Annotated in this window: 17 protein-coding genes and 1 riboswitch; of the genes, 8 read left to right on the forward strand and 9 right to left on the reverse strand. The window is 43.4% G+C overall.

Annotated elements, in window-relative coordinates:
- Positions 1 to 4 precede the first annotated feature (4 nt).
- The 3 genes from V7K44_RS00995 to V7K44_RS01005 all read left to right on the forward strand — a co-directional run bounded on the left by V7K44_RS00995 (position 5) and on the right by V7K44_RS01005 (position 4296).
- Positions 5 to 1711 (forward strand): asparagine synthetase B family protein, encoded by a 1707-nt coding sequence (locus tag V7K44_RS00995; RefSeq protein WP_334927805.1) that lies wholly within the window; start codon positions 5 to 7, stop codon positions 1709 to 1711.
- Positions 1712 to 1736: 25 nt separating this feature from the next.
- The gene (locus V7K44_RS01000) at positions 1737 to 2975 is read left to right on the forward strand and encodes a diaminopimelate decarboxylase family protein (RefSeq protein ID WP_334927772.1); all 1239 of its coding nucleotides are present in this window, start codon (positions 1737 to 1739) and stop codon (positions 2973 to 2975) included.
- Positions 2976 to 3039: 64 nt separating this feature from the next.
- Positions 3040 to 4296 carry a hypothetical protein gene (locus V7K44_RS01005; protein WP_334927774.1) on the forward strand — a complete coding sequence of 419 codons (1257 nt, stop codon included), beginning with the start codon at positions 3040 to 3042 and terminating at the stop codon, positions 4294 to 4296.
- A gap of 98 nt (positions 4297 to 4394) precedes the next feature.
- On the opposite strand, the gene V7K44_RS01010 is transcribed toward V7K44_RS01005, so the two are convergent.
- Positions 4395 to 5279 carry a DUF4351 domain-containing protein gene (locus tag V7K44_RS01010; RefSeq protein ID WP_334927776.1) on the reverse strand — a complete coding sequence of 295 codons (885 nt, stop codon included), beginning with the start codon at positions 5277 to 5279 and terminating at the stop codon, positions 4395 to 4397.
- Positions 5280 to 5377: 98 nt separating this feature from the next.
- On the reverse strand, positions 5378 to 5941 hold the full coding sequence (locus tag V7K44_RS01015; protein WP_334927778.1) for a hypothetical protein: 564 nt from the start codon (positions 5939 to 5941) through the stop codon (positions 5378 to 5380).
- A 326-nt stretch (positions 5942 to 6267) separates the two neighbouring features.
- Here V7K44_RS01015 and V7K44_RS01020 point away from each other — a divergent pair, with 326 nt between their 5' ends.
- Positions 6268 to 8253 carry a S8 family serine peptidase gene (locus V7K44_RS01020; protein WP_334927780.1) on the forward strand — a complete coding sequence of 662 codons (1986 nt, stop codon included), beginning with the start codon at positions 6268 to 6270 and terminating at the stop codon, positions 8251 to 8253.
- A 140-nt stretch (positions 8254 to 8393) separates the two neighbouring features.
- Here the strand turns inward: V7K44_RS01020 and V7K44_RS01025 are convergent, their stop codons facing one another.
- Positions 8394 to 9176 carry an ATP-grasp domain-containing protein gene (locus V7K44_RS01025; RefSeq protein ID WP_334927782.1) on the reverse strand — a complete coding sequence of 261 codons (783 nt, stop codon included), beginning with the start codon at positions 9174 to 9176 and terminating at the stop codon, positions 8394 to 8396.
- 29 nt (positions 9177 to 9205) lie between these two features.
- Positions 9206 to 9328, reverse strand: coding sequence for a hypothetical protein (locus V7K44_RS01030; protein WP_334927784.1), 123 nt, complete (start codon positions 9326 to 9328; stop codon positions 9206 to 9208).
- A gap of 56 nt (positions 9329 to 9384) precedes the next feature.
- Here V7K44_RS01030 and V7K44_RS01035 point away from each other — a divergent pair, with 56 nt between their 5' ends.
- Positions 9385 to 9744, forward strand: coding sequence for a hypothetical protein (locus tag V7K44_RS01035; RefSeq protein WP_334927786.1), 360 nt, complete (start codon positions 9385 to 9387; stop codon positions 9742 to 9744).
- 266 nt (positions 9745 to 10010) lie between these two features.
- On the opposite strand, the gene thiC is transcribed toward V7K44_RS01035, so the two are convergent.
- Positions 10011 to 11384 (reverse strand): phosphomethylpyrimidine synthase, encoded by a 1374-nt coding sequence (gene thiC, locus V7K44_RS01040; protein WP_334927788.1) that lies wholly within the window; start codon positions 11382 to 11384, stop codon positions 10011 to 10013.
- 7 nt (positions 11385 to 11391) lie between these two features.
- A riboswitch (TPP riboswitch) is annotated at positions 11392 to 11488 on the reverse strand.
- Positions 11489 to 11581: 93 nt separating this feature from the next.
- Positions 11582 to 12574, reverse strand: a complete 993-nt coding sequence (locus tag V7K44_RS01045; protein ID WP_334927790.1) for a 2-hydroxyacid dehydrogenase — start codon at positions 12572 to 12574, stop codon at positions 11582 to 11584.
- Positions 12575 to 12899: 325 nt separating this feature from the next.
- Here V7K44_RS01045 and V7K44_RS01050 point away from each other — a divergent pair, with 325 nt between their 5' ends.
- The 3 genes from V7K44_RS01050 to V7K44_RS01060 all read left to right on the forward strand — a co-directional run bounded on the left by V7K44_RS01050 (position 12900) and on the right by V7K44_RS01060 (position 16160).
- Positions 12900 to 13127 (forward strand): hypothetical protein, encoded by a 228-nt coding sequence (locus tag V7K44_RS01050; protein WP_334927792.1) that lies wholly within the window; start codon positions 12900 to 12902, stop codon positions 13125 to 13127.
- Between the two features lie 157 nt (positions 13128 to 13284).
- Positions 13285 to 13893: an rRNA large subunit pseudouridine synthase E gene (locus V7K44_RS01055; RefSeq protein WP_334927794.1), complete on the forward strand. Its 609-nt coding sequence runs from the start codon at positions 13285 to 13287 to the stop codon at positions 13891 to 13893.
- Positions 13894 to 14579: 686 nt separating this feature from the next.
- Positions 14580 to 16160: a group II intron reverse transcriptase/maturase gene (locus V7K44_RS01060; protein ID WP_334927796.1), complete on the forward strand. Its 1581-nt coding sequence runs from the start codon at positions 14580 to 14582 to the stop codon at positions 16158 to 16160.
- Positions 16161 to 16273: 113 nt separating this feature from the next.
- Here the strand turns inward: V7K44_RS01060 and lnt are convergent, their stop codons facing one another.
- From lnt to V7K44_RS01075, 3 genes are all read right to left on the reverse strand, one after another.
- Positions 16274 to 17905: an apolipoprotein N-acyltransferase gene (gene lnt / locus V7K44_RS01065; protein WP_334927798.1), complete on the reverse strand. Its 1632-nt coding sequence runs from the start codon at positions 17903 to 17905 to the stop codon at positions 16274 to 16276.
- Positions 17886 to 20492 (reverse strand): DNA topoisomerase (ATP-hydrolyzing) subunit A, encoded by a 2607-nt coding sequence (gene gyrA / locus V7K44_RS01070; RefSeq protein WP_334927800.1) that lies wholly within the window; start codon positions 20490 to 20492, stop codon positions 17886 to 17888. The genes lnt and gyrA overlap by 20 nt, the downstream gene beginning before the upstream one ends.
- A gap of 140 nt (positions 20493 to 20632) precedes the next feature.
- Positions 20633 to 21940, reverse strand: a complete 1308-nt coding sequence (locus V7K44_RS01075) for a chloride channel protein (RefSeq protein ID WP_334927803.1) — start codon at positions 21938 to 21940, stop codon at positions 20633 to 20635.
- Between the last annotated feature and the right edge of the window lie 532 nt (positions 21941 to 22472).

Here is a 22472-nt window from a genome sequence, read left to right on the forward strand (position 1 = left end):
CGAAATGGTCATCCTTCCATCACAATTGCTCAAAGATTTCTCTCTAATGATATTGACAAACTTCTTGCCCTTGTGGAATGAATCAGCCCTGCCCTTTTTAAGGGGGTTGGGGGATCTCTTCTGTGTAAGTTCTAAAAATCAAATTGCTGCCATCTCCGCATCAGGATTATTTAGTTCACCCGATGCTTGGGTAAGTCTCCAAGAAAACAACTGCCTAATTTTGGGAAGAGAACCTTTCGGAAAAGTGCCCTTGTATTGGACTCAGCAAGGACAAATAATTTGGTTTGCATCCCAACTGCAATTACTTTTACCGATTTTGCAAGAGTCAGAAGTTAGCATTCCTGGGTTATATGGCTATAGCTGTTTTTCCTACGTTCCTACACCCTTAACTCCTATTAATGGAGTGTTTGCAGTGACGGCGGGAACTGAATTAGTTTGGCAGAGCGATCGCCAATCAGGTAAGCTGCAAACACCTGAATCTAAAAAAATCCACTCGTGGCGAGAAGCGCCAGAACAGTTAACAGATGAAGCTACAGCAATTACTGAATTGCAAACTCTCCTTAAAGACTCCATTGAGCGACAAATTGCAGATTTAAAGGATGAGCCTGTCGGGGTGTTTCTCTCTGGCGGACTCGATTCTTCAGTGGTGGCGGCGCTGCTGGTACAAGCAGGGGTGAAAGTCCGCGCCTACACTTTAGATTTTGGTAACGCAGGTATTCCAGAATATCTCTATGCTGAACAAGTCGCCGAGTTTCTCAAAATTCCGCTTGTTAAAGTTGCAGTAACCCCCAGTTCGATCGAGAATGCCTTAATTCCGACTGTACAAGCATTGGATTTACCCTTTGGAGATGGTGTATGTGTGCCGTTGTATCTTCTATCTCAAAGGGCGAGTCAGGAAACTCAGGTAATTTTTAACGGCGAAGGTGGAGATCAATTATTTGCCGGTTGGACAAACAAACCTTTAATTGCCGCAGGTGTTTATCAAGCAGAAAATCCCGCCGGACAAGAAACTTTTATCCAGCAATATCTCCGCACCTTTCACCGTCTTGGGGGATACGAATCTCAAGTTTATCAGCCGGAGGTTTATGCACAGATCCAAAATTTGCATCCTGATGATTGGCTATTGGCAGCTTTAGATCGCAATGAGTGTCCATCTTTGCTGCATCGCCTCCGCCGTGCTAGTTTGATGCTCAAAGGAGCGCAGAATATCCATCCCCGTGCCACTGCATTGGGGTTTGCTCATGGATTATGGGTGCGATCGCCTTTTTGTGATTTACCTTTAGCTGAGTGGACATTCCGCCTATCTGGGGAACTCTGTTTGCAAGGAGCTTGTGAAAAATATATCCTCAAACGGGCTGTAGAAAATTGGCTTCCGCCCGAAATTGTCTGGCGACAAAAACGTGGTATGGGGGTTCCTTTGACTTCTTGGTGTTTAAATGATTTTTGGCATCAACTCGGCATTTGGCTCAATCCAGAAGGACTTCGCGCTCACAATCACTTTTATCCTCACATCGCAGCACAAATCGTTGAAGGCAAACTGGGAGCAGCTATTCAAGGGCGTCGGATTGGTGAAACACTCTGGTTACTAATTATGTGGCAACTTTGGCGATCGCACGTCTTAAATGAAGAAATAACTAAACATTCTTGGGATCATCCCTTTTGGTTGCCTCGTTGGCTATGGAGAAATTACAAGATAATTCGTAATTCGTAATTTACTGTATCAATATTCTTGGTAAATGGTATCAAATAATTTGACTCAAAATCGCCTTAATCTCCCATTCTCTAAAGAACTTGCTCAGGAGTTACTGAATAACTACGGTTCTCCGCTTTATGTTTATAATGGCGATCGCTTGCGCGAAACTATTGAGCGGATTACCAAAGCAATCAGTTATCCCCGCACGCAATTTCGCTTTGCCAGTGTTACGAATGGCAACATTGCGCTGTTAAAAATTTTTCGCTCCTTTGGGTGGGGACTTCACGCTAATACGCCGGGAGATATTTATTTAGGATTGCAAGCTGGTTTCGATCCTAGTGAGATTGTTTATAGCGGCAGTAATTTGAATGAGGCTGAGATGATACAAGTTTTGAATTGGGGAGTTACAACTCTCAATTTTGATAGCCTCGCTCAATTACACTTGTGCTGCAAAGTTTTGCCCAAACACAAAGAAAAATCTATCCGGCTAGGTTTACGCCTCAATTTGCCGGAAATTACTGGAGATAGCCGCATTGGTGTACGTCCAGAGGAATTTGGTGATGCGATCGCTATAACTGGTGAGGTGGGATTAAAGCTGAGTGGTTTACACTTCTATCGAGGGACAGGAACTAATGCCACAGCAGCTTTTACCCAAGCGATCGATACGGTAATCGCCACAGCACAAAAGTTACCAGATTGGGAATATTTAGATTTTGGAGGTGGTTTTGGCTACCCTTATCACCACAATAAAACAGCCTTTGACTGGGAAATATTTGGCGCTGAGTTAACCAAGAGAATTACTCGTTTAGGACGGAAAATTGATTTGGTGATTGAACCGGGACGAAGTGCGATCGCAGGGTGTGCAACTTTGCTTGCTCAAGTTGTTTCTGTAAAATGGCAAGGAGAAAAACAAATTGTTGGAGTTGATACCACCGTTGCTAATCTTTCAGTACCCTCAGTACACAGCGGCTACCGAGAAATTATCACTTGGAAACAAGCAGACAATCCATTCACAACCGATATTTGTGGTAACACTACATATTCACGAGATTATCTGGGAAAAAATTGCCAACTCCCAGCACTAGAAATTGGTGATATCGTTGCCATTCTAGATGTCGGTGCTTATGGTTATGCGATGTCGTCTCACTTTTTACACCGCCCTAAACCTGCGGAAGTCTTGCTAGAAAATGGCACACATCGCTTGATTCGCCAACGAGAAGACTACAGTGTTTTACTAACAAATCAGATCCTTGATAGTTCCCCCTTTTTTAAGGGGGGTTAGGGGGAATCAAGCCCAATCTCAACCGTATTGACTAACAATTAATAACTAACATAAAACAACCATTATGAAGTGTATTAACTGCGGAACTGACAATAAACTAAAAGACCGGACAGCTAATCAAGGTCGGTGTATAAAATGCAATCATCCCTTTGCCTTTGAACCGACCAGTATGAGTAATGTTCAGATTACCGATCCTTTTTTTGCAAAGGCGATCGCTGACATTTCTGCAAATAACACTTTATTTTTTACACCCAAGCAACTACTTTATTTTCTAGACAATCGTTTAAGAAAAAACTCAAAATCAATTTCACGATTTGGCTGGTTACTTCCTTTTTTACTTATTAACTTGGTTACATCATTAACGATTTTTATACCACTAATAGTAAATCTTGCGTTTATTAATTTCTTTTATGCAAGTAGCAAATCAACTAAACTCAATCTTGTAAGTCGCAGACAGTATGCGAGAAATTTACAAATCATAGGAGGAATTCTCCTTTTCATAGGAATTCTTGCTTTAAAATCATTTACCCTCTTTGTCATTATTGTTCTTATCGGAATGCTGCCCATATATTTAGGAACTCGACAGATAGGGCGAATTGAATTATTAACACAAGACTTTTTAATTTCACAATCTCAGTTTCAAGCTTGGCTAGAACGTTGGCAGCAAATCAATGGTTCAATTCTCAAAATTCTTCCTTCACCAAAGCAGGAAAATACACCAGCCACGATTAATCCTGATGTAACTGCTTACAGTTTTGATAGATTAGTCGTTTGTGATACTGCCAGTATTGCTCAATTCTTAATTGCTAATAATTTCCACTTTGAAAATAACTGTGCAATCCTCAGCATTACTGGATATCCCCAAAGCATTTTTGACACCACAATGCAAATGCTGCGCCGCAATCCCGATTTGAAAGTCTATGCAGTACATGATTGCAATCCAGGAGGAATTGCTTTAGTTCATAATTTGAGAACCAACGCTAATTGGTTTCTCAATAGTGAGATTGTGATTATTGATATTGGATTAACACCACGTCAAATTATCGCTACTAAGCGCGGAATGTTCATTCAATCTTCTCCAGAGTCGGCGCAAGCAGCTAAACAATTGCCTGAAGAAATACGTCAAAGTTTATCTGCTGAAGAGTTAGCATGGTTAGAATCTGGAAAGTTTGTAGAATTGGAATCTTTTACTCCTCAAAGAATAATTAAAGTTCTGCAAAAGGGTATTGCTGGCAGCCAAATTTTAGAAAGTGATGACAGTAGCTTGCTTTTAGTCGGCAATACAGGAAATGATATGTACGTTGTTGAAAGTTTTGGTTAGTATTCTTATTTCAATTGTAGGGGCAACTCATGACTTTATCCTACATGAATAAAGTGCAGTTTCACATAAAATTTGTTTAATTGATTTACAGATTAGATTTATTCAATTTCTTGGTTTAACCAAGCTTCTAAATCAGAAATAGCTGAGAAGTCTAATAAAGCCTCTCCTAACGCCTCCAATTGTTCAATACATAATCCTTGAACTCGCTCAATAGTAGATGAATCAATCTCACCCAAACGGCGATTTAGTAGACGTATAATTAAACGTTGTTCCCCTTGTTGTACAGCTTGTTCCCGGTCTTGTTGATAAAGTGGTTTTAATCGCATAATTAACTCCCGATCGTCTTCTTCTGAATTTTGATTAACTTGCAAGTTTTGCCGCAAGTTATAAAGTAATTCTAGCGTTGCTCTGCGAAATGGATGATTTGATGATAGTGCTTCTAATTCATCTATGGCTTGTTTTTGTACTGTTCCTCGACCGAGAATTCTTAACCACAGCGTTTCTTGGGTGCGCGGTAACTGGTGAATCGCAACGATCGCAGTCCGCAAATACTCTGCGATAAAATGTACTCCAGGTAGCCAGTCTACCTTTTGAGTAGCACCGAATCCTGACAGCAGCGTTGTATATGCTGTTGGGGTGAGTATCCATAATTTAGTAAGTTCTAATTCTGGAATGGAAGTTTTATTGCGATTTGCTTGACGTTGTAATCCACCCCTTACTTCTAATAATTTTAACAGACAATCACAAATTTCTTCTTTTGATGCAGCGTTACGGAAGGGTTCAAAAATGGCTGCTGTAGCGGCAAATCTTCCTAATAATCCTAGTGTTTCTAAATTCGTGCTTTGTTTTGTTAAAGGAGAAAATAAAACATCGATTTCTCGAACTTCTCCCGCCACACGGCTAGAACCTTGGACTTCTCCATAAGGTTTTAGTAATTCTTCCAAATAATCTTTTGCAAATTGGTCATGAATAAATCTAGTCATTCAATCAAAAAAGATTTAGGCAATAGTAAAGCATGGTACTTATATTACTGTCAACTGAGAAGTAAGAATATCTCTAATATGCATACATAATTTTTAATTTATCTCAAACTTCTTTCCATCAGCATTTGAGGTTCGACATTCTCAACATTTGCGATCGCTTCTAACTGAGAAATTCCAGCGATCGCATCAACAATATTACCTGATTTAGCACGCAACCAAGCGGTATGAGGTGCATAAGCAAGGCTTTGCGATACTTCATAACCCGCTCGATTAATTGCCTCGCGCTGCGATTCCACATCAACGCTTTCAGCAAAGCGAATAAAAACCAATCCAGTTGGTACTGCTAAAGAACCATTGGGTTCTAATGTATAAATCGGACTCAATGTACCCTGTTCTGATTGATTGGGTTCGCCTGAAAAAACTGCTATCGCACCGTTGTTAAGTCGTAAAATTGCCCCTATTGCCACAGTACCCGGTTGATTGTAATGTACTGCATAGTACCCAGGTTTACGAGTGTAGGATATAGCAGTGCGTAGGCTTACATCGCCACTAACGCGAATTTGTTCAGGATACTCAGAAAAATAGTCTTTTTGAAATCTCACTTCAGGAATCAGGGGTAAAGAATACGCCTGTAAAAAATACTCAGCCGGAAAATAAAACATCTTTCTCAAGTTGTAATGATGTTATAGCGTTTTCAGTGGTACGAAATACATTTTTTTCATCGTGATGTACAGTTCTACGCCCCTACAGATAGTGAAGATTCTTAAAGCAACCTGATTTTGAATCCCCTCTTTTCTGGAAAGATGAATTGAAGGTTTGTATGAACTTAGATAAATTAAATTTTGTATCGTAATACACATATAACACATGAACTAAAAAGCATCCAGAAACTAAAGGTAAGCCTACGATGCGGGCCGCAAGCTTTAAAAGTAAGGCATAATACGGTTTTCCCAATTCCCAATTTTCAAAACATTTAGGAGATTAAACAATGGTTCAGGTTCGCTATGGTGGACAGAACGGCCAACAGTATGAATTTGCTATTAGTAACGAACACGTTGTAGTGCGTACCGAAAGCCGTAGCACTATTTTTGGTGCAAGATCCTTTGAAGTCGCACCTGTATCACCCATAGCTCGTAGTATCCTCAATCAATTTGAGTTAAAAACACGGTTTCGCCAAGCGGGTGTAGAAATTTTGCAAGCGAAAATTCCAAATCAGGGTGTCGCTTTGCGCGATCGCGCTCGTGAAATTCTCAACAATGAGTCTGAAGTCCAATTTGCCGGACGTGTCTTAATCGATCCAGTATCCCAACAACCTGTAGTCTACACTGAAAATCTTTTTGTTAAATTTGATAGCGAAGAATCAAGGGTCTGCCAAGAAGTTTTAAGACGTTACAACTTAACAATTAAACGCCAACTTGAATATGCACGAAATGCTTATTTTGTCAGTGCCCCTACAAATACTGGTATAGCCGTCTTTGACATCGCCGAGAGACTTCTAAATGAGGAATCAGTTGAACTGTGCCATCCCGAACTAGCGCGTGAGTCACGCCAACGTCAGGTTTTTCCGCAGCAATGGCACTTAAAGCAAACAACAATTAATGGTAAGACAATTAACGCCCATGCCAACGTTGAAGCTGCTTGGAAGTTGAGCAATGGCACTGGGGTAATTATTGCAATTATCGACGATGGTGTGGATCTCGATCATGAAGAGTTCCGTTCCTCTGGCAAGATTGTCGCCCCGCGTGATATCACACGTAAAACGAACAATCCCAGACCGGGAAATGATAATAACCACGGCACATCCTGTGCAGGAGTAGCTTGTGCAAATGGCAACTTTGGAGCATCTGGTGTGGCACCAGGTGCAAAACTCATGCCGATTCGTTTAGCTTCAGCGTTGGGGTCGCAGGATGAAGCAGATGCTTTTATTTGGGCGGCTCAAAATGGTGCTGATGTTATTTCTTGCAGCTGGGGGCCAGCAGACGGTACTTGGTTTGAACCAGACGATCCTGCACACAACCAAAAAGTACCTTTGCCTGATTCCACACAACTTGCCATAGATTTTGCAATCAATAAAGGACGTAATGGCAAGGGCTGTGTAATTTTATTCGCAGCTGGTAATGGTAACGAAAGCGTTGATAATGACGGCTACGCCAGCTACCAAAAGGTGATTGCAGTGGCAGCTTGTAACGATTACGGCACAAGAAGCGCTTACAGTGACTTTGGTCAGGCGGTTTGGTGCGCCTTCCCCAGCAACAATGGTGATAGTTCTCAAACTACGGGAATTTGGACAACCGATCGCTCTGGTGTACTTGGTTATAATTCGGGTAATCGAAATCTGGGTGAGGCTTTAGGCAACTATACGAACGAATTCGGCGGAACTTCTAGTTCCTGTCCAGGTGCAGCCGGTGTAGCAGCCTTGATTCTTGCCAGAAACCCAAATCTGCGTTGGGATGAAGTGCGAGACATTTTTAAACGCTCGTGCGATCGCATTGATTCAGCCGGAGGTAAATATGATGCCAATGGTCGCAGCCCCTTCTACGGTTACGGTCGAATCAATGCTCTGAAAGCTGTAGAATTGGCCAAGCCACCGCAAACATCACCCATCAGCAGATTCCAAGCAGTGCAAGATGTGACAATTAACGATCTACAAACATCAACATTATCGGTGGCGATCGCTAATACTACCCTCCTAAAATCCATCAAAGTGAATGTAGATATCGAGCATACTTATATTGGAGATCTTATAGTTACTCTCCTTCCCCCAGTGCAAACAGGCATACTTCCCATAAATCTGCACGATCGCCAAGGCGGAGCTACAGATAATATTAAAACAACTTATGACGAGGTAAACACCCCAAAACTTGCCGCCTTTAAAGGTAAAAGTCCCCAAGGAACCTGGACTCTGGAAGTTGCAGATAAAGCTGAAGGAGATACAGGAAAAATTCGCAGCTTGACTATTGAAATGGGATTTTAAACCAATACCCTTGGGTTACAGCTATTTTCAGGTAAATAGACCGCGCGGTAGGGGCACAGCAATGCTGTGCCCCTACGACAGACGCGGTTCAAATACATAAAAATTGCTGTAAACGCATAGCGATCGCAAAGCTTCAATCATCACTCTACCCACAGTTGAGTAAAACGTTCAGCCGTCCATCCAACAATATCTGATACTTGGCCATCACCAATTTCTACAATCCGCTTAGTACCATCTCTACGCTCTATTACATCCACAGAAAAGAACTGACTTTTAATCCGCTTGGCACACTCAGACACAATCTCTGGAATTTCCTCATCTGGTAAAGCGGCAAAAGGTTTACCATATACGACAAAGTAACGCCTCTCTGTTTCAGACACAAAATCTTCAATCCGCCGCACACAAATACCTCCCTCAATGCTGCCCCTAAATGTCTGCATTTGGGCAATTACTGTTTTAATTTCTGAAGGTTTATCAATCATCGAACCAACTGAGGTTTTGAGAGACTTAACATAATCTTTGATAAAAAATCCATTCCAGCCAAGTCCATTCAACTCACTTTCTAAATCATCATCGACGGAATAAAATTTAGTCTCTGGAGTTAAATCAGCAATTAGGGGATACCAGTTGATCAGATAATGTGTAGCTAGATACTCGTCCTTAGAAGTTAAGACACTTGCCCCTGTACTCTCTACAACACTAACTAATAACTCATAATCTCCGGGCGAGAGCATCCAACCCCGATAGACCACTTTTGAATCAGGAGTAGAGACTGGGATAATCTTTGATGAACCAGATCCCAGCGACTCCAAAGAAATAACGGAAGTTGCAAACCCAGCATTTTGCATACAAGCAACTTGCTCCAAGTATGCTGAATCAGCTTTCTTCGGATTGAAGTAATCACTGGGAAAAAGAAATCTCACAGTATTTGGATTGAATATACAGCTAATTACTAATTATATCGGACGGAACTCTGTAAATCTCTGAGATGGAGTGCCGTAAACAATCCTGCAAAATCACCTCCGAGAATCACAATCGGCAAAGCATTTTTTGCTTCATGTATTTGCGATCGCATAATTCAACCTACCTTGGAAAATACCCATCCAACCCCTAACCCTATCAAGGTGAGTTTTGTATTCATTACCACCTCTGAACTCGGCAGTTGAGCCTTTTTACTCGGCAGTTGAACCTTTTTACTCGGCAGTTGAACCTTTTTACTCGGCAGTTGAGTCTTTTTACTCGGCAGTTGAACCTTTTTACTCGGCAGTTGAGTCTTTTTACTCGGCAGTTGAGTCTTTTTACTCGGCAGTTGAGCCTTTTTACTCGGCAGTTGAGTCTTTTTACTCGGCAGTTGAGTCTTTTTACTCGGCAGTTGAGTCTTTTTACTCGGCAGTTGAACCTTTTTACTCGGCAGTTGAGCCTTTTTACTCGGTAGTTGAGCCTTTTTACTCGGCAGTTGAGTCTTTTTACTCGGCAGTTCGCAAACAATAGCCGAAAAGAATGATTTTTAGGTAGGGGCAATTCATGAATTGCCCCAGAGCGCGTGTAGTTTTGCGTAAGTCCTATTGATGAAAAACTATTGTAATGACAGAAGACAATCTGTTAGCTGTCTGACAATTCAGGTTATGTGGAAAAGTCCACCAAAAACCTAACCCCCTAACCCCCAACTCGTCGCGAGAAGGGGGAAAATTCAAAGTCTCTCTCCTTTTAGGAGAGAGATTTAGAGAGAGGTTTTCCAGATGCCGTGAAAAGTTAGGTTAGCTGTGAGTCACAGCCTCTTTCGCCAAGAACTTCTCTAATTCTGTCAGCGCATCAGCATCAACCTTAGTTTGCATCGGGCAGAACTTAGGCCCACACATCGAACAAAACTCAGCAGTTTTATAGATATCTGCTGGCAGAGTTTCATCGTGATATTCCTTAGCTCTTTCGGGATCGAGTGATAATTCAAACTGACGATTCCAATCGAAGTTGTAACGCGCCTTAGAAAGTTCATCATCTCTATCCCTTGCACCAGGGCGATGTCTAGCAATATCAGCCGCATGAGCCGCTATTTTATAGGCAATCAACCCATTCCGTACATCTTCAGCATTTGGTAGACCCAAATGTTCTTTAGGTGTTACATAGCACAGCATTGCAGTACCGTACCATCCAGCCATCGCGGCTCCAATGGCTGAAGTGATGTGGTCATAACCGGGAGCAATATCTGTCACCAATGGCCCCAAAACATAGAAAGGTGCTTCAGAACACTCTTCCATCTGCTTACGGACATTGAACTCAATTTGATCCATTGGCACGTGTCCAGGCCCTTCTACCATCACCTGAACATCATCTTCCCAAGCTTTGCGAGTTAGCTGTCCCAGAGTTTTCAATTCAGCTAATTGTGCTTCATCTGAGGCATCATGGGCGCAGCCAGGACGCAAGGAATCTCCTAAACTGAAGGAGACATCGTACTTTTTAAAAATCTCAACAATGTCTTTGAAGTGGGTATAAAGTGGGTTTTGTTTGTGGTGATGTAACATCCACCGTGCCAAAATACCGCCGCCGCGAGAGACAATACCAGTGATGCGATTTCTCACCAAGGGCAAATGCTCAATCAAAATCCCCGCGTGGATAGTTTGATAATCTACTCCTTGCTGGGCGTGCTTTTCGATGATATGGAGAAAATCATCAGCAGTCAGGTTCTCGATTGTGCCGTGGACACTTTCTAAAGCTTGGTAAACAGGCACCGTACCAATGGGAATAGGTGAAGCCTTGATGATTGCGGTACGAATTTCGTCCAAATTACCGCCGCCTGTAGACAAATCCATCAGGGTGTCAGCACCGTACTTCACCGCCAGATTCAGTTTATCAACTTCATCCTGAAGATTAGAAGAGTTGGGGGAAGCGCCGATATTAGCATTTACTTTACATTTAGAGGCGATGCCAATTGCCATCGGCTCTAGGTTAGTGTGATTAATATTCGCGGGGATAATCATTCGTCCCCGTGCTACTTCCTCACGAATGAGATCGGCCGGGAGATTTTCCCGTTTGGCGACGTAGTGCATTTCTTCGGTGATAACACCTTGGCGGGCATAGTGCATTTGAGATACATTAACCTGCCCACGTCGTTTAGCAACCCATTCAGTCCGCATATTGTGATTCCTCAATAAACAGCTTCCCTCCGCTGGTATTACCCAGACTCAGGTGTTAAGGGTGTGATCTCAGCCTCGTTATGTAGGCACCCCTAGCATGGATGTAGTGTAGCACCTTGGCGATCTCTGGGAGCAAGGGTGTTAACAATTTATGAGGTAACGCAATTTTGGTTTTTGGATTTTAAATTACTAAAGGTTTAGGCGCGAATTTCATTCGCACAAGGACGACCCTGTTCAACATCGGTAATATTAGCAAAAGTTGTTTCGGCAATATTGTATAGAGCTTCTGCTGTAAAAAAGGCTTGATGTCCGGTAATAAGTACATTGGGGAACGTTGTCAGACGCTGGAAAATATCATCTTGAATAATTTCGCCAGACAAATCCTCAAAGAACAATTCCGATTCTTGTTCGTAGACATCTACACCAAGATAGCCAATTTTACCAGACTTCAATCCCTCAATTACTGCTTGGGTATCAATCAGCGCTCCTCGGCTAGTATTAATTAGCATCACACCTGGCTTAATCTTTTCTATAGCCTCAGTGTTAATTAAGTGATGGGTTTCGGGAGTTAGAGGGCAATGCAGGGAGATAATATCGGAATTGGCAAATAGCTCAGGTAGTTCTACATACTTTCCACCTAACGCTTCCAATTCTGGATTGCGATAAACATCATAGGCGAGTATGTGACAGCCAAATCCCTTCATAATCTGTCCTAAAATCAGACCGATTTTGCCGGTACCAACAATCCCGACTGTGCGCTCATGCAAATTAAATCCCAACAGTCCATCTAAAGAAAAATTGCCTTCTCGGACACGGTTATAGGCACGATGAATTTTGCGATTTAGGCTCAAAATCAATCCTACGGCGTGTTCTGCCACCCCATAAGGTGAATAGGCGGGAACACGCACAACGGTAATTCCTAAGTCTGCTGCGGCTTGTAAGTCTACATTGTTAAATCCTGCACAGCGAAGGACAACCAGACTAGTTCCCCGTGAGGCGAGAAGTTTTAAAGTTGGGGCATCAACCTGATCGTGTACAAATACGCAAACTGCCGGAAATCCATCAGCAAGGATAGCCGTATCTCGATTTAAACGGGGTTCAAAAAATACTAACTCGTGTTGAATGGGAGAATTTGCAGCTGACAAGAACTGGCGATCGTAGGCTTTTGTACTGAAAACTGCTACCTTCATGCAAAACCTCAGATTTTATGTATGCTGCACGGTGTTCGAGTACATAATACCTTGACGTTTAGAAAAGCGATGTCTACAACGAGCGTAGCTGCGGCATTTTTGAATATTTTTTGGTATCCTTGCGATCGCAGTTGCCCATTTTCGTCTTCATCCCCTGATTAGCTAATGCCAAAGAAGAAAAGTATAAGCACACAAAACTAAGATAAAATGCCTCAATATACTTTTTTTATGCCACACCTGATATTCTGTGAATCCTAAGCCGCCCTTGCATTCTCGATAATAAACTTACATTCAATCTACAAAAAGATAAGTCAGGAATATATTTATGAGTAGCTTAATTTTATTATTAATTGGTTTAGGAACTTTATTCTTGGTTTTCAATACTAAAGATGAAATTAATCGCATTACTGCTATGATCAGCGGGACAATTATTTTGATTTGGAGTTTGGCTCTAGCTCCTTTGGAATTTCAATTACTAATTGAGATTGCCTCAGTTTTAGCAGCTTTCTCTGTTTGTATGCGTTGTTTAGGTTGTGGTTTTAATCGCGATTGATTTTTAACTTGATAACTTATAATTTTTCTGAAATTTTTAAGAGATAAATTAAGTAATTTAGTAGTTATTAATTTTCACTTATTCATTTTCTTTATTTTATAACTTGCTAAATCATCCCTCGATTTCAGCAACACCAATAACTAATGCCTAATGACAAATGACCAATCATTACCGATATATTATTTTTTACAAACCCTATGGCGTTCTTAGCCAGTTTACAAAAGACGCTCCCACACATAGCACTTTAAAAGATTATATTGATGTGTCTGAAGTCTATCCTGTGGGACGCTTGGATTGGGATAGTGAAGGATTGCTGCTGTTAACAAACGATGGACAATTGCAACATCGCCTTGCCCATCCGCGTTTTGGCCATAAACGTACTTACTGGGTACAGGTAGAGCGAATTCCAGATCCAGAAGCTATCAAAAGGTTGCAAACAGGTGTGGAAATTCAAGATTACCGCACTCAACCAGCAGAAGTTAGGCTCTTACTACAAGAACCACAGCTACCTGAACGCACCCCACCAATTAGATTTCGCAAAAATGTACCGACAGCTTGGCTGGAAATGACTTTGACAGAGGGAAAAAACCGCCAAGTTCGGCGCATGACTGCGGCTGTCGGGTTTCCGACTTTGCGACTGGTCAGGGTCAGCATGGCTCACCTACAATTAGATGACTTACAATTGGGTCAATGGCGCGACCTCACCGTTTCTGAAATCTATAATTTTAGTAAATCGAAAAGTTTTTCCCTAAAAGCCGCTCCATAAGAGTGTTCCAAAAAATAAGCGATCCAAAACCAGTCATTGCGATTGCTTCGCTTCGCTCTCTACGAGACGCTACGCGAACGCAATGACAATTGGGCATTTTTTTACTTGGAGTACTCTAAGAGACTTAGTGCGATTCGTTGATTAGCAAATCACGGTAATCAGTCCGTAAATAACTAATCCAGCCCGACAACAGATTACTGTCACTAAAGGCTGAACTCTCGGTCAGATGTAGGTGAAAGCCCTACCATTCAGACTCAGAATTGACTCCTTATCTGCCCACACCGAACAAGCTCGGTTCTTGTAGAGTGAAGCTGGGAACAGGGCGCAATCAGACAGCCGTTACGGGCTGACACTGGCGCTAACAGGGGGTTCCTACGGCGAAAACGGGTCTAGAAAAGCAACTATCTTAGGAGCAGGGCGTAACACAAAAACCCTGACTCTACTGGAGAACAATTCCCGCCGCAAAATCTAGTTGTTAGCGGTAAGAGTCCTGGGAATCCAGTGGTTGAAGTGACCAGCCTAACGGAACAATCAATCTCTCCGAGGGAACGAATAAAAACGAGTTGTGGGTCTAGGGGCGGTCGAACCCCAAGTAGCCCAGACGAGCGGAGGAATCCCCACAATTCGGGTAGGACAGACCGTAATTGGTCTGAGGTGTTCAGAAAATACAAACTCTAGAAGAGAAAATGATTAGACACAGTAGACATACTAGTGAATCTTGGAAAGCCTTACCGTGGAAGAAGTTCCGCCGAAATCTTTTCCGCCTTCAAAAGCGCGTATTTAAAGCGGTTCTTGTTGGAGACAAGCGGAAAGCTAGGTCACTCCAAAAGCTTATTCTTAAATCCACCTCGGCTCGATTTCTTGCAATAAGACAAGTATCTAAGCTTTATGCTGGCAAAAAGACGGCTGGTATTGATGGGAAGAAATCCCTCTCATTTGAAGAACGCTTCAACCTTGAAGAACTACTGAAAATGAATAGTGGAAATTGGAAACATCAAGGACTACGGGAAATACCCATCCCTAAAAAGGATGGGACTACCAGAATGCTTAAGATACCGACCATCGCGGATAGAGCTTGGCAATGCCTAGCAAAATATGCACTCGAACCAGCACACGAAGCTACTTTCCACGCTAGGAGTTATGGGTTCAGAACAGGGCGCTCTGCCCACGATGCACAAAAGTACATCTTTGATAACCTCCGTTCCCTAAGCAATGGAATAGAAAAACGAGTAATCGAACTCGATATCGAAAAATGCTTCGACAGGATTAACCACTCAGCAATAATGGACGAACTCATCGCCCCCAAAGGACTAAAACTCGGTATTTTCCGATGCCTCAAGGCAGGGGGAAATCCAGAATTCCCTGAACAAGGAACCCCACAAGGGGGAGTGGTCAGCCCATTACTAGCAAATATTGCACTCAACGGGATTCAGAGTATACACAGATACCACTACAACTACAAACTAGGTAGCAAGGTACATGACGAGACTCCAAAAAAGTCAATCATAGAACCATCAGTCCGATACGCGGATGACATGGTTATTATACTCCGACCCGAAGATGACGCGACAGAAATACTTGAAAGAATCAGCGAGTTCCTCTGCAAACGCGGAATGAATGTAAGCCAAAAGAAAACCAAAGTTACCGCCGCGACAGATGGGTTTGATTTCCTCGGGTGGCACTTCAAAGTCCAGAAAAACGGAAAGTTCAAAAGTATCCCCTCAGTGGATAACTTCAAAGCATTCCGTAAGAAAGTAAAACACATCGTCAACAACTCGAATTATGGTGCTACCACAAAGGCTGAGAAATTAGCCCCGATAGTTAGAGGTTGGAGAAACTACCATAAGTTCTGCAAGATGGACGGGTCTAGAAACTCGTTATACCACATCCAAAAAAGAGCTTATACGGTATTCAATAAGGAAGCCAAGAAAAATCGCTACTCTAGTAAGAAATTACTAGATAAAGCATTCCCAGCAGTTTCCTACTCCGAAAACAAACACATTCCTGTCAAAGGAAATAAATCACCTTACGACGGAGATACAGCCTACTGGAGCGAACGCAAAAGTAAGCTCTACGATGGCGAAACCTCTAAAGCTCTTAAGAAGCAAAACCATAAATGTGCTTCCTGCGGCTTAAAGTTCATCGATGAGGAACGGGTTCACCTGCATCACATCGACGGAAATCACGCCAACTGGAAGAAAAATAATCTGGAAGCAATTCATGAGAGTTGCCACGATGACAAACACATGAGCAAAAGCGCAAGCTGAGAACATCGGAAGCTGGGTGCGGTGAAAGTCGCACGCCCAGATTTAACTGAGAGGTGCGGGGAATAACATCCCCCATCGACTCAACCCAACTAAAAAAATTATCCATTAATACGTTAAAGATTTCCAACATTACTGAATTTCTTTATACCGCGAATTCCCAGCCAAGCTCCTCCAGAGGAAATCAACAATAAGGGTGTTAACCAATCACCCCAACGCACATATAAAGTATATGTCTGTCGCCGATAAATTGTTTCAGCATGAGTTTCGTAGGTATTATATCCAGACATCCACAAGGTTCTGCCATGAGGATCTACAAAGGCTGAATATCCAGTATTAGTTGCCCGTGCTGACCAGCGATCGCTTTCAATTGCCCGCATGATATCCTGTGCATGATGCTGAAATGGCATGGATGCAGTGTAATGGGCATCGTTAGAAGAACTGAGAATAAATTGCCCACCCGCCGCCGCTTGACGGCGAAATTGTTCAGGAAAAGCAGATTCATAGCATATACTAGCGATCGCCCGACCAAAAGGAGTGTCAAATAGCTGATTTGCTGAACCGGGAACTTGGTGTGCATCCAAAGGCGATAAGCGTTGAACTAGTCCGCCTAAAATTCCTTCAAAGGGAATATATTCTCCTAAAGGTACGAGTTTGGACTTATCGTAGCGGCTGACAATTTCACCCTTACTGTTGAAAGTAAACAAGCTAATTGTATAACTGTCTCCCCGTTCGCCAAAAGCCCCAATCCAAGCAACTACGCCTTTTTCCTTCACGGCTGCGACTAAGGCAGTTTGCATCAAGTTACGCTGAAAAATAGGTAAGGCTCCTTCTGGGGTGAGGACTGCATCTACACCTTGGTTTGCTAAAGTTAGATACCCAGTCGTATAATTTTCTTGAGCGCGACGAAACCCTTCGGAACTTCGTAAAAGTCGGTTCGGGATATTACCCTGAACAATGCCCACTTTCAAGGCTGCTTCTGGGGGTTGGGCGATGGGACGACTATATAAGATAAAACCAATCAGGTGCAAGGTAATTAATAATCCTGTGGCGATAACCCAGTATTTATTAACGAACCGCAGAGGCGCGGAGGACACAGAGGAAATTCTCTCTGCCTCTCTGCGGTTCATCCATCCTTCAGCAATTAAACCATTAATGGCAACGATCGCAGCTGTCACAGTATTAGGCCCAGAGAGTTGCCCCAAATGTACAATTACGAGATTGTGCGGACTTTGAGTGTAAGCTAGGGAACTCCACCACAGAGGCCCGGCACTCCACAGACTCTCTAAGGCGCACCAGACGGCTGTACCAATAAGTACACGTAACCACGGTTTTTGTCCGTCCAGGCGAACCATTACAGCCGCCCAAATACTAAGGAATATCCCTCCCAAGACACTGATAAATCCCCAACAAAAAAGAGTGATTGCCAAACTCGGCAACCACGGAACGCCCAACCATGTCATTGGATGAATTCCGGTAATCCAGAATAGGGCGACACCGTGAAAACCAATACCCCAGAGGAAAGCCGGGGGGAATTGGTTTTTACCTTTGGCTGAAGTGACAACTAGCACCCATAAGGGAACTATGGCAATCCAAGCCAATAACCATGCACCTACTGGGGCTACGGTTAGCCCCATTAAAATGCCGCTAGCTAAGGCAATCAAGTAAGGCAGTAAAGAGGTTAACCTCTCCCCCTGCCTCCCCTTCTTCCCCTGCTCCCCCTGCTTTTTACTCTGCTTCTTCTGCATCGACAGCATCAGGTGGAACTATTGCTACTCCGGTAATAGCGTCATCTTCGTCTAAACGCTGCACTCTGACTCCAGTTGCCGATCGCGATTGGATAGAAATCGCATTCACTGCTTGACGGATGATAATACCGCGATTTGTCACCATCATGATTTCATCATCATCGTTGTTCACAATGCGTAGGGTTGCCAACTTGTCTTTGGTTTTGCGGTTTTTGAACTTGGTTGCCATTAAACCCTGACCAGCACGATTTTGCAGCCGGAATTGAGCAACTGGTACGCGCTTACCATATCCACCCATTGTAATTACCAACACCCAAGGGCCAACTACGCCACTGCTCGGCACTTCTGCGGACTCTTCATTAATTTCGGTAATTTCGATATCTTCTGTTTCGATTGTTTCGATATCTTCTGTTTCTGCTTCTGTAACTATATCCAAAGTTTCCAGAATTGCTGCGGGAAGAATATCCATACCCACCAGCTCATCTTTATTTTTGAGTTTCATGGCTTTCACCCCACGAGTCGCCCTACTTAAAGGACGCAGTTGTTCGTGGTTGCACCGGAAGTTAATCGCCATCCCGTTACGAGAACCAATGATTACGCTGTCCTCTACTTTAGCGCGTCGTACCCAGCGCAGTTGATCGCCTTCTTCTAAGGAAATGGCAATCAAGCCATTGGCGCGAATGTGACTAAAGGCTGCCAATTCGGTTTTTTTGATATTGCCACCTTTGGTGAGCATGACCAGATATTCTTCGCTGCTAAACTCGTCAACCGGTACAATTGAGGTGATTTTTTCCTCTTTGGGAATCGGTAGCATCTGGACGATTGGTGTGCCACGACTGGTACGCGAACTCGCTGGAATTTGATAAGCTCTCAGGCAATAAACAACACCACGCTCGCTAAAGAATAAAATACTGTCATGATCGCAGCAAGTTAAGAAATGCTCAATGGTATCATCATCTTTCACCTTGGCTGCGGCTTTGCCTCTGGTAGCACGGCTTTGGGCTTCAAAGGTGTTAACTGGCATTCGTTTGATGTAGCCTTGCTCTGTCACCAGAATTATCGCTTTTTCATTGGCAATGAGGTCGCGATCGTCTAATTCCCCTTCCCCTGGTAAAATCACCGTGCGGCGGGGTGTGGCGAAGTTAGTTTTGAGTTGCCCAACTTCAGTTTCAATGATTTCTAGCACTCTCTCGCGCCGGGCCAAAATATCCTGCAAGTCGGTAATCTTCGCTTGTAATTCTTCGTGTTCCAGACGAATTTTATCTGCTTCTAAGGCAGTTAAGCGGCGCAATTGCATCTGCAAAATCGCATCTGCTTGCACTTCTGAGAGTCCGTAAGTTGTGATTAATTCGCCTTTAGCTGTGGGTGCATCGGGAGCATGACGAATTAAGACAATAATCGGATCTAACTGAGATAGAGCAATTAACAACCCTTGCAGGAGATGATCGCGTTCCTCAGCTTTCCGCAGTTCGTAGCGAGTGCGTCTGGCAATGGATTCGATGCGGAAATCCAAAAAGACAGTTAAAAACTGCTTGAGGGTGAGTACTTGGGGTTCGCTATTCACCAACGCCAGCATATTTGCGCCGAAGTTGGCTTGCAGTGGCGTTTGCTTGTAGAGGTTGTTCAGCACGACGCGGGGATAAGCATCACGCTTGAGTTCGATGACAACTCGCATCCCGTCGCGATCGCTTTCATCTCGGATATCTGCAATCCCTTCTAGACGCTTCTCGTTCACCATTTCGGCGATTTTTTCAATCAGCGCCGCTTTGTTGGTTTGATAGGGCAATTCGGTGATGATAATTGCTTCTCTATCTGGGCGTCCCCGTTGTTCAACGGTTTCAATGTTGGCAACACCACGCATGGTAATGGAACCACGCCCGGTAGTGTAAGCTTCTCGAATGGCAGATGTTCCTAAAATTTGCGCCCCAGTCGGAAAGTCTGGGCCGTGGACATACTGCATTAATTCAAGATCGGTGATTTCTGGATTGTGGATTAGAGCCACCAAAGCATCGATCAATTCGCCCAAGTTGTGGGGCGGAATGTTGGTTGCCATGCCCACGGCAATCCCAGAGGAACCGTTAAGTAGTAACTGGGGAATCCGTGCGGGTAAGACTGTGGGTTCTTGCTGGGAACCGTCGAAGTTATCGGCAAAGTCTACGGTTTCATACTCGATGTCGTGCAGTAAACCAGCACTAGTTAAAGCTTGCAACCGACATTCGGTGTACCGCATGGCGGCTGGCGGATCGTTGTCTACCGAACCAAAGTTACCATGTCCGTTAACTAGGGGCGATCGCATGGAAAAATCCTGCGCCATCCGCACCAAGGCATCATATACTGCCGTGTCACCGTGGGGGTGATATTTACCCAATACTTCCCCCACCACACGGGCGCATTTCTTAAAGGGGCGATCGTGGAGCAGACCTAGCTCGTGCATTGCGTAGAGAATGCGACGATGCACAGGTTTTAGACCATCCCTGGCATCTGGCAACGCCCGACCCACTATCACGCTCATGGCGTATTCCAGATAAGACTGCGACATTTCGGTTCGCAAGTCAATCGGGATAATCCTCTCCTGTGAGGTTGTCATAACCTAAAAATCTCCAAAAATCGTAGATTTTAGCTTTTTTACTCAACAAAGCGCAAAATTATTCTAAATTGCTCTTGAATAATTGCTATAATTTGATACAATCTTAGCATATATTGCTTTTTATTGCCTGGGCAGCTAACTCAGGCAATTGTCCGATCCGTAGCTTCTCTCTGGGATTTGAGTTGAGATGCGATCAGAGGAACTTTAGGGGCAAGAAAAAATCCAACCAAACTGGCAAAAAGGATTGGCGTCAAGGGACTCAAGTTAGTCAGTTTTGACAGTAGCAAAGTCGTACTTATCGGTGTGCGGGTTACGGCTGCGTTGACAGCCGCCATTGTACAAATCATGGCAAGGGCAGGATTAAGTCCCGGAACTAAGATTGCTACTGCTTTACCAATGCAAGCACCAGTGAAAAATAGGGGAATGATGAATCCACCGCGCCACCCACCTGTTACCGTAATGCTAATGGCAGCCATTTTCCCAAAAGCTAGAGTTAAGAGAAAAACAGCACCAAAGTTAGCAGTCAGGACTGAATCTAACTCTTCATGTCCAAAATAACGGGTGAGGGGTAATAAAACTGCTAAAATGCCAAGTCCCACTCCTGCTAGTGTTGTGCGTACATAAATGGGGAAAGGAATTAAGGTAAACAAGTAATCGCAACCGCGAAAAATGCCCATAAAAATCCATCCCACCACCGCCCCGATAATTCCAAACGCGATCGCGATCGCAAAATCATCAATCCTTTCTAAGTGATACTGAGGAAAATGCCAAGTGGGGGCAATACCCAAATGTGTAATTGCTGCAAACACCAGATAGCTGGCGCAACTCGAAACAATAGCTGGCATTAAGGCTTCGTAATATTCCACAATATGCTCGTGGTGCAAAATCTCCAAAGCGAACATCGCACCGCCAAGAGGTGCGCCAAACAAGGCAGTGAAGCCAGCTGCCATTGCTGCTAAACTCATGGTTCTGAGGTCTTCACCTTGGAGTTTTAAGCGATCGGCAATCCAAGTACCAAAAGAACCTGTTACCTGTACTAGTGGCGCTTCTGGACCAGCACTACCGCCTGCCGAGATGCTGACTAGAGAAGCAAGAATCATTGAAGGATTTTTGCGAACATCTAGGCGTCCGCCACGAAAATGAATATTATCAACAATCACAGCGATTTCACCGGGATTTCCCAAAAAATGAATCACCAGACCGATAACTAAACCGCTAAGTGGCATCACTATCAGCAGACTAAAACCCTCAAATCGCTGGAGTCTGTGAGTTAAAAACTCTAGAACATTCCAGTACAACGCTGCAAATAGACCACCAGCAGTCCCCACAACTATCCAGCGGATAACCCACTGCGAAATCATTAAGGGATTACGCTTTACCAGTCCAAAAAGTTGAGCAAATGTCCAGCGTTGAGTTTGATTGCTGACGGGGGGCTTGTTTGGTGACACTGCTTATTTCCTATTTGTGAAACCTAGAGTACTGAATATTTACGCTTTTTATGGTAATGGCTATTTAGTTTAGTGAATCATTTTTGGTCTACAAATAGCGATATTTTTGACGGGCCATAAAAAGGGGCGTACATCTGTACGCCCCTAAAATATTTATCTGCGTAGGCATCGCACCCTTCCTAACGAGAGCAAGGGTTTTATCTTAATAGTCATTAGAGGCTGTTTGAAAAGTGGTTGGCTATGATTTTATGCACTTTAGATCCCCCCTAGCCCAAGGGCAGGGCTGTTTCATTCGATCCCTTAAGGATTTTGTCAAGAGTATGAGTCACAAATTTGCTTGAGTGAGAGAAATAAAAACTACCACCTCAACCAGTAAATTTAAGAGGATGTTTGAAAAGTCCTCTTGTCGGTATCAAAAGTTTTAGATCCCCCTAAGTCCCCCTTAAAAAGCAGGGCTGATTCATTCCCTAAAACAGGTAAAATTGCAAGTGTTGAGGGGAGGAAAATTATGGGTAGTTCTCTGATTGAACAA

This window comes from Nostoc sp. (genome assembly GCF_036917235.1).
Taxonomy (GTDB): Bacteria; Cyanobacteriota; Cyanobacteriia; order Cyanobacteriales; family Nostocaceae; genus Nostoc.

Excerpts from the sequence above, each read along its gene's own strand:
- V7K44_RS01055 (WP_334927794.1), top strand. The coding sequence starts at position 13,285 with ATGACCAATCATTACCGATATATTATTTTTTACAAACCCTATGGCGTT.
- V7K44_RS01005 (WP_334927774.1), top strand. The coding sequence starts at position 3,040 with ATGAAGTGTATTAACTGCGGAACTGACAATAAACTAAAAGACCGGACA.
- V7K44_RS01045 (WP_334927790.1), bottom strand. The coding sequence starts at position 12,574 with ATGAAGGTAGCAGTTTTCAGTACAAAAGCCTACGATCGCCAGTTCTTG.
- gyrA (WP_334927800.1), bottom strand. The coding sequence starts at position 20,492 with ATGACAACCTCACAGGAGAGGATTATCCCGATTGACTTGCGAACCGAA.
- V7K44_RS01010 (WP_334927776.1), bottom strand. The coding sequence starts at position 5,279 with ATGACTAGATTTATTCATGACCAATTTGCAAAAGATTATTTGGAAGAA.
- V7K44_RS01060 (WP_334927796.1), top strand. The coding sequence starts at position 14,580 with ATGATTAGACACAGTAGACATACTAGTGAATCTTGGAAAGCCTTACCG.
- V7K44_RS01015 (WP_334927778.1), bottom strand. The coding sequence starts at position 5,941 with ATGTTTTATTTTCCGGCTGAGTATTTTTTACAGGCGTATTCTTTACCC.
- thiC (WP_334927788.1), bottom strand. The coding sequence starts at position 11,384 with ATGCGGACTGAATGGGTTGCTAAACGACGTGGGCAGGTTAATGTATCT.
- V7K44_RS01000 (WP_334927772.1), top strand. The coding sequence starts at position 1,737 with ATGGTATCAAATAATTTGACTCAAAATCGCCTTAATCTCCCATTCTCT.
- V7K44_RS01030 (WP_334927784.1), bottom strand. The coding sequence starts at position 9,328 with ATGCGATCGCAAATACATGAAGCAAAAAATGCTTTGCCGATTGTGATT.
- V7K44_RS01020 (WP_334927780.1), top strand. The coding sequence starts at position 6,268 with ATGGTTCAGGTTCGCTATGGTGGACAGAACGGCCAACAGTATGAATTT.
- V7K44_RS00995 (WP_334927805.1), top strand. The coding sequence starts at position 5 with ATGGTCATCCTTCCATCACAATTGCTCAAAGATTTCTCTCTAATGATA.
- V7K44_RS01050 (WP_334927792.1), top strand. The coding sequence starts at position 12,900 with ATGAGTAGCTTAATTTTATTATTAATTGGTTTAGGAACTTTATTCTTG.
- lnt (WP_334927798.1), bottom strand. The coding sequence starts at position 17,905 with ATGCAGAAGAAGCAGAGTAAAAAGCAGGGGGAGCAGGGGAAGAAGGGG.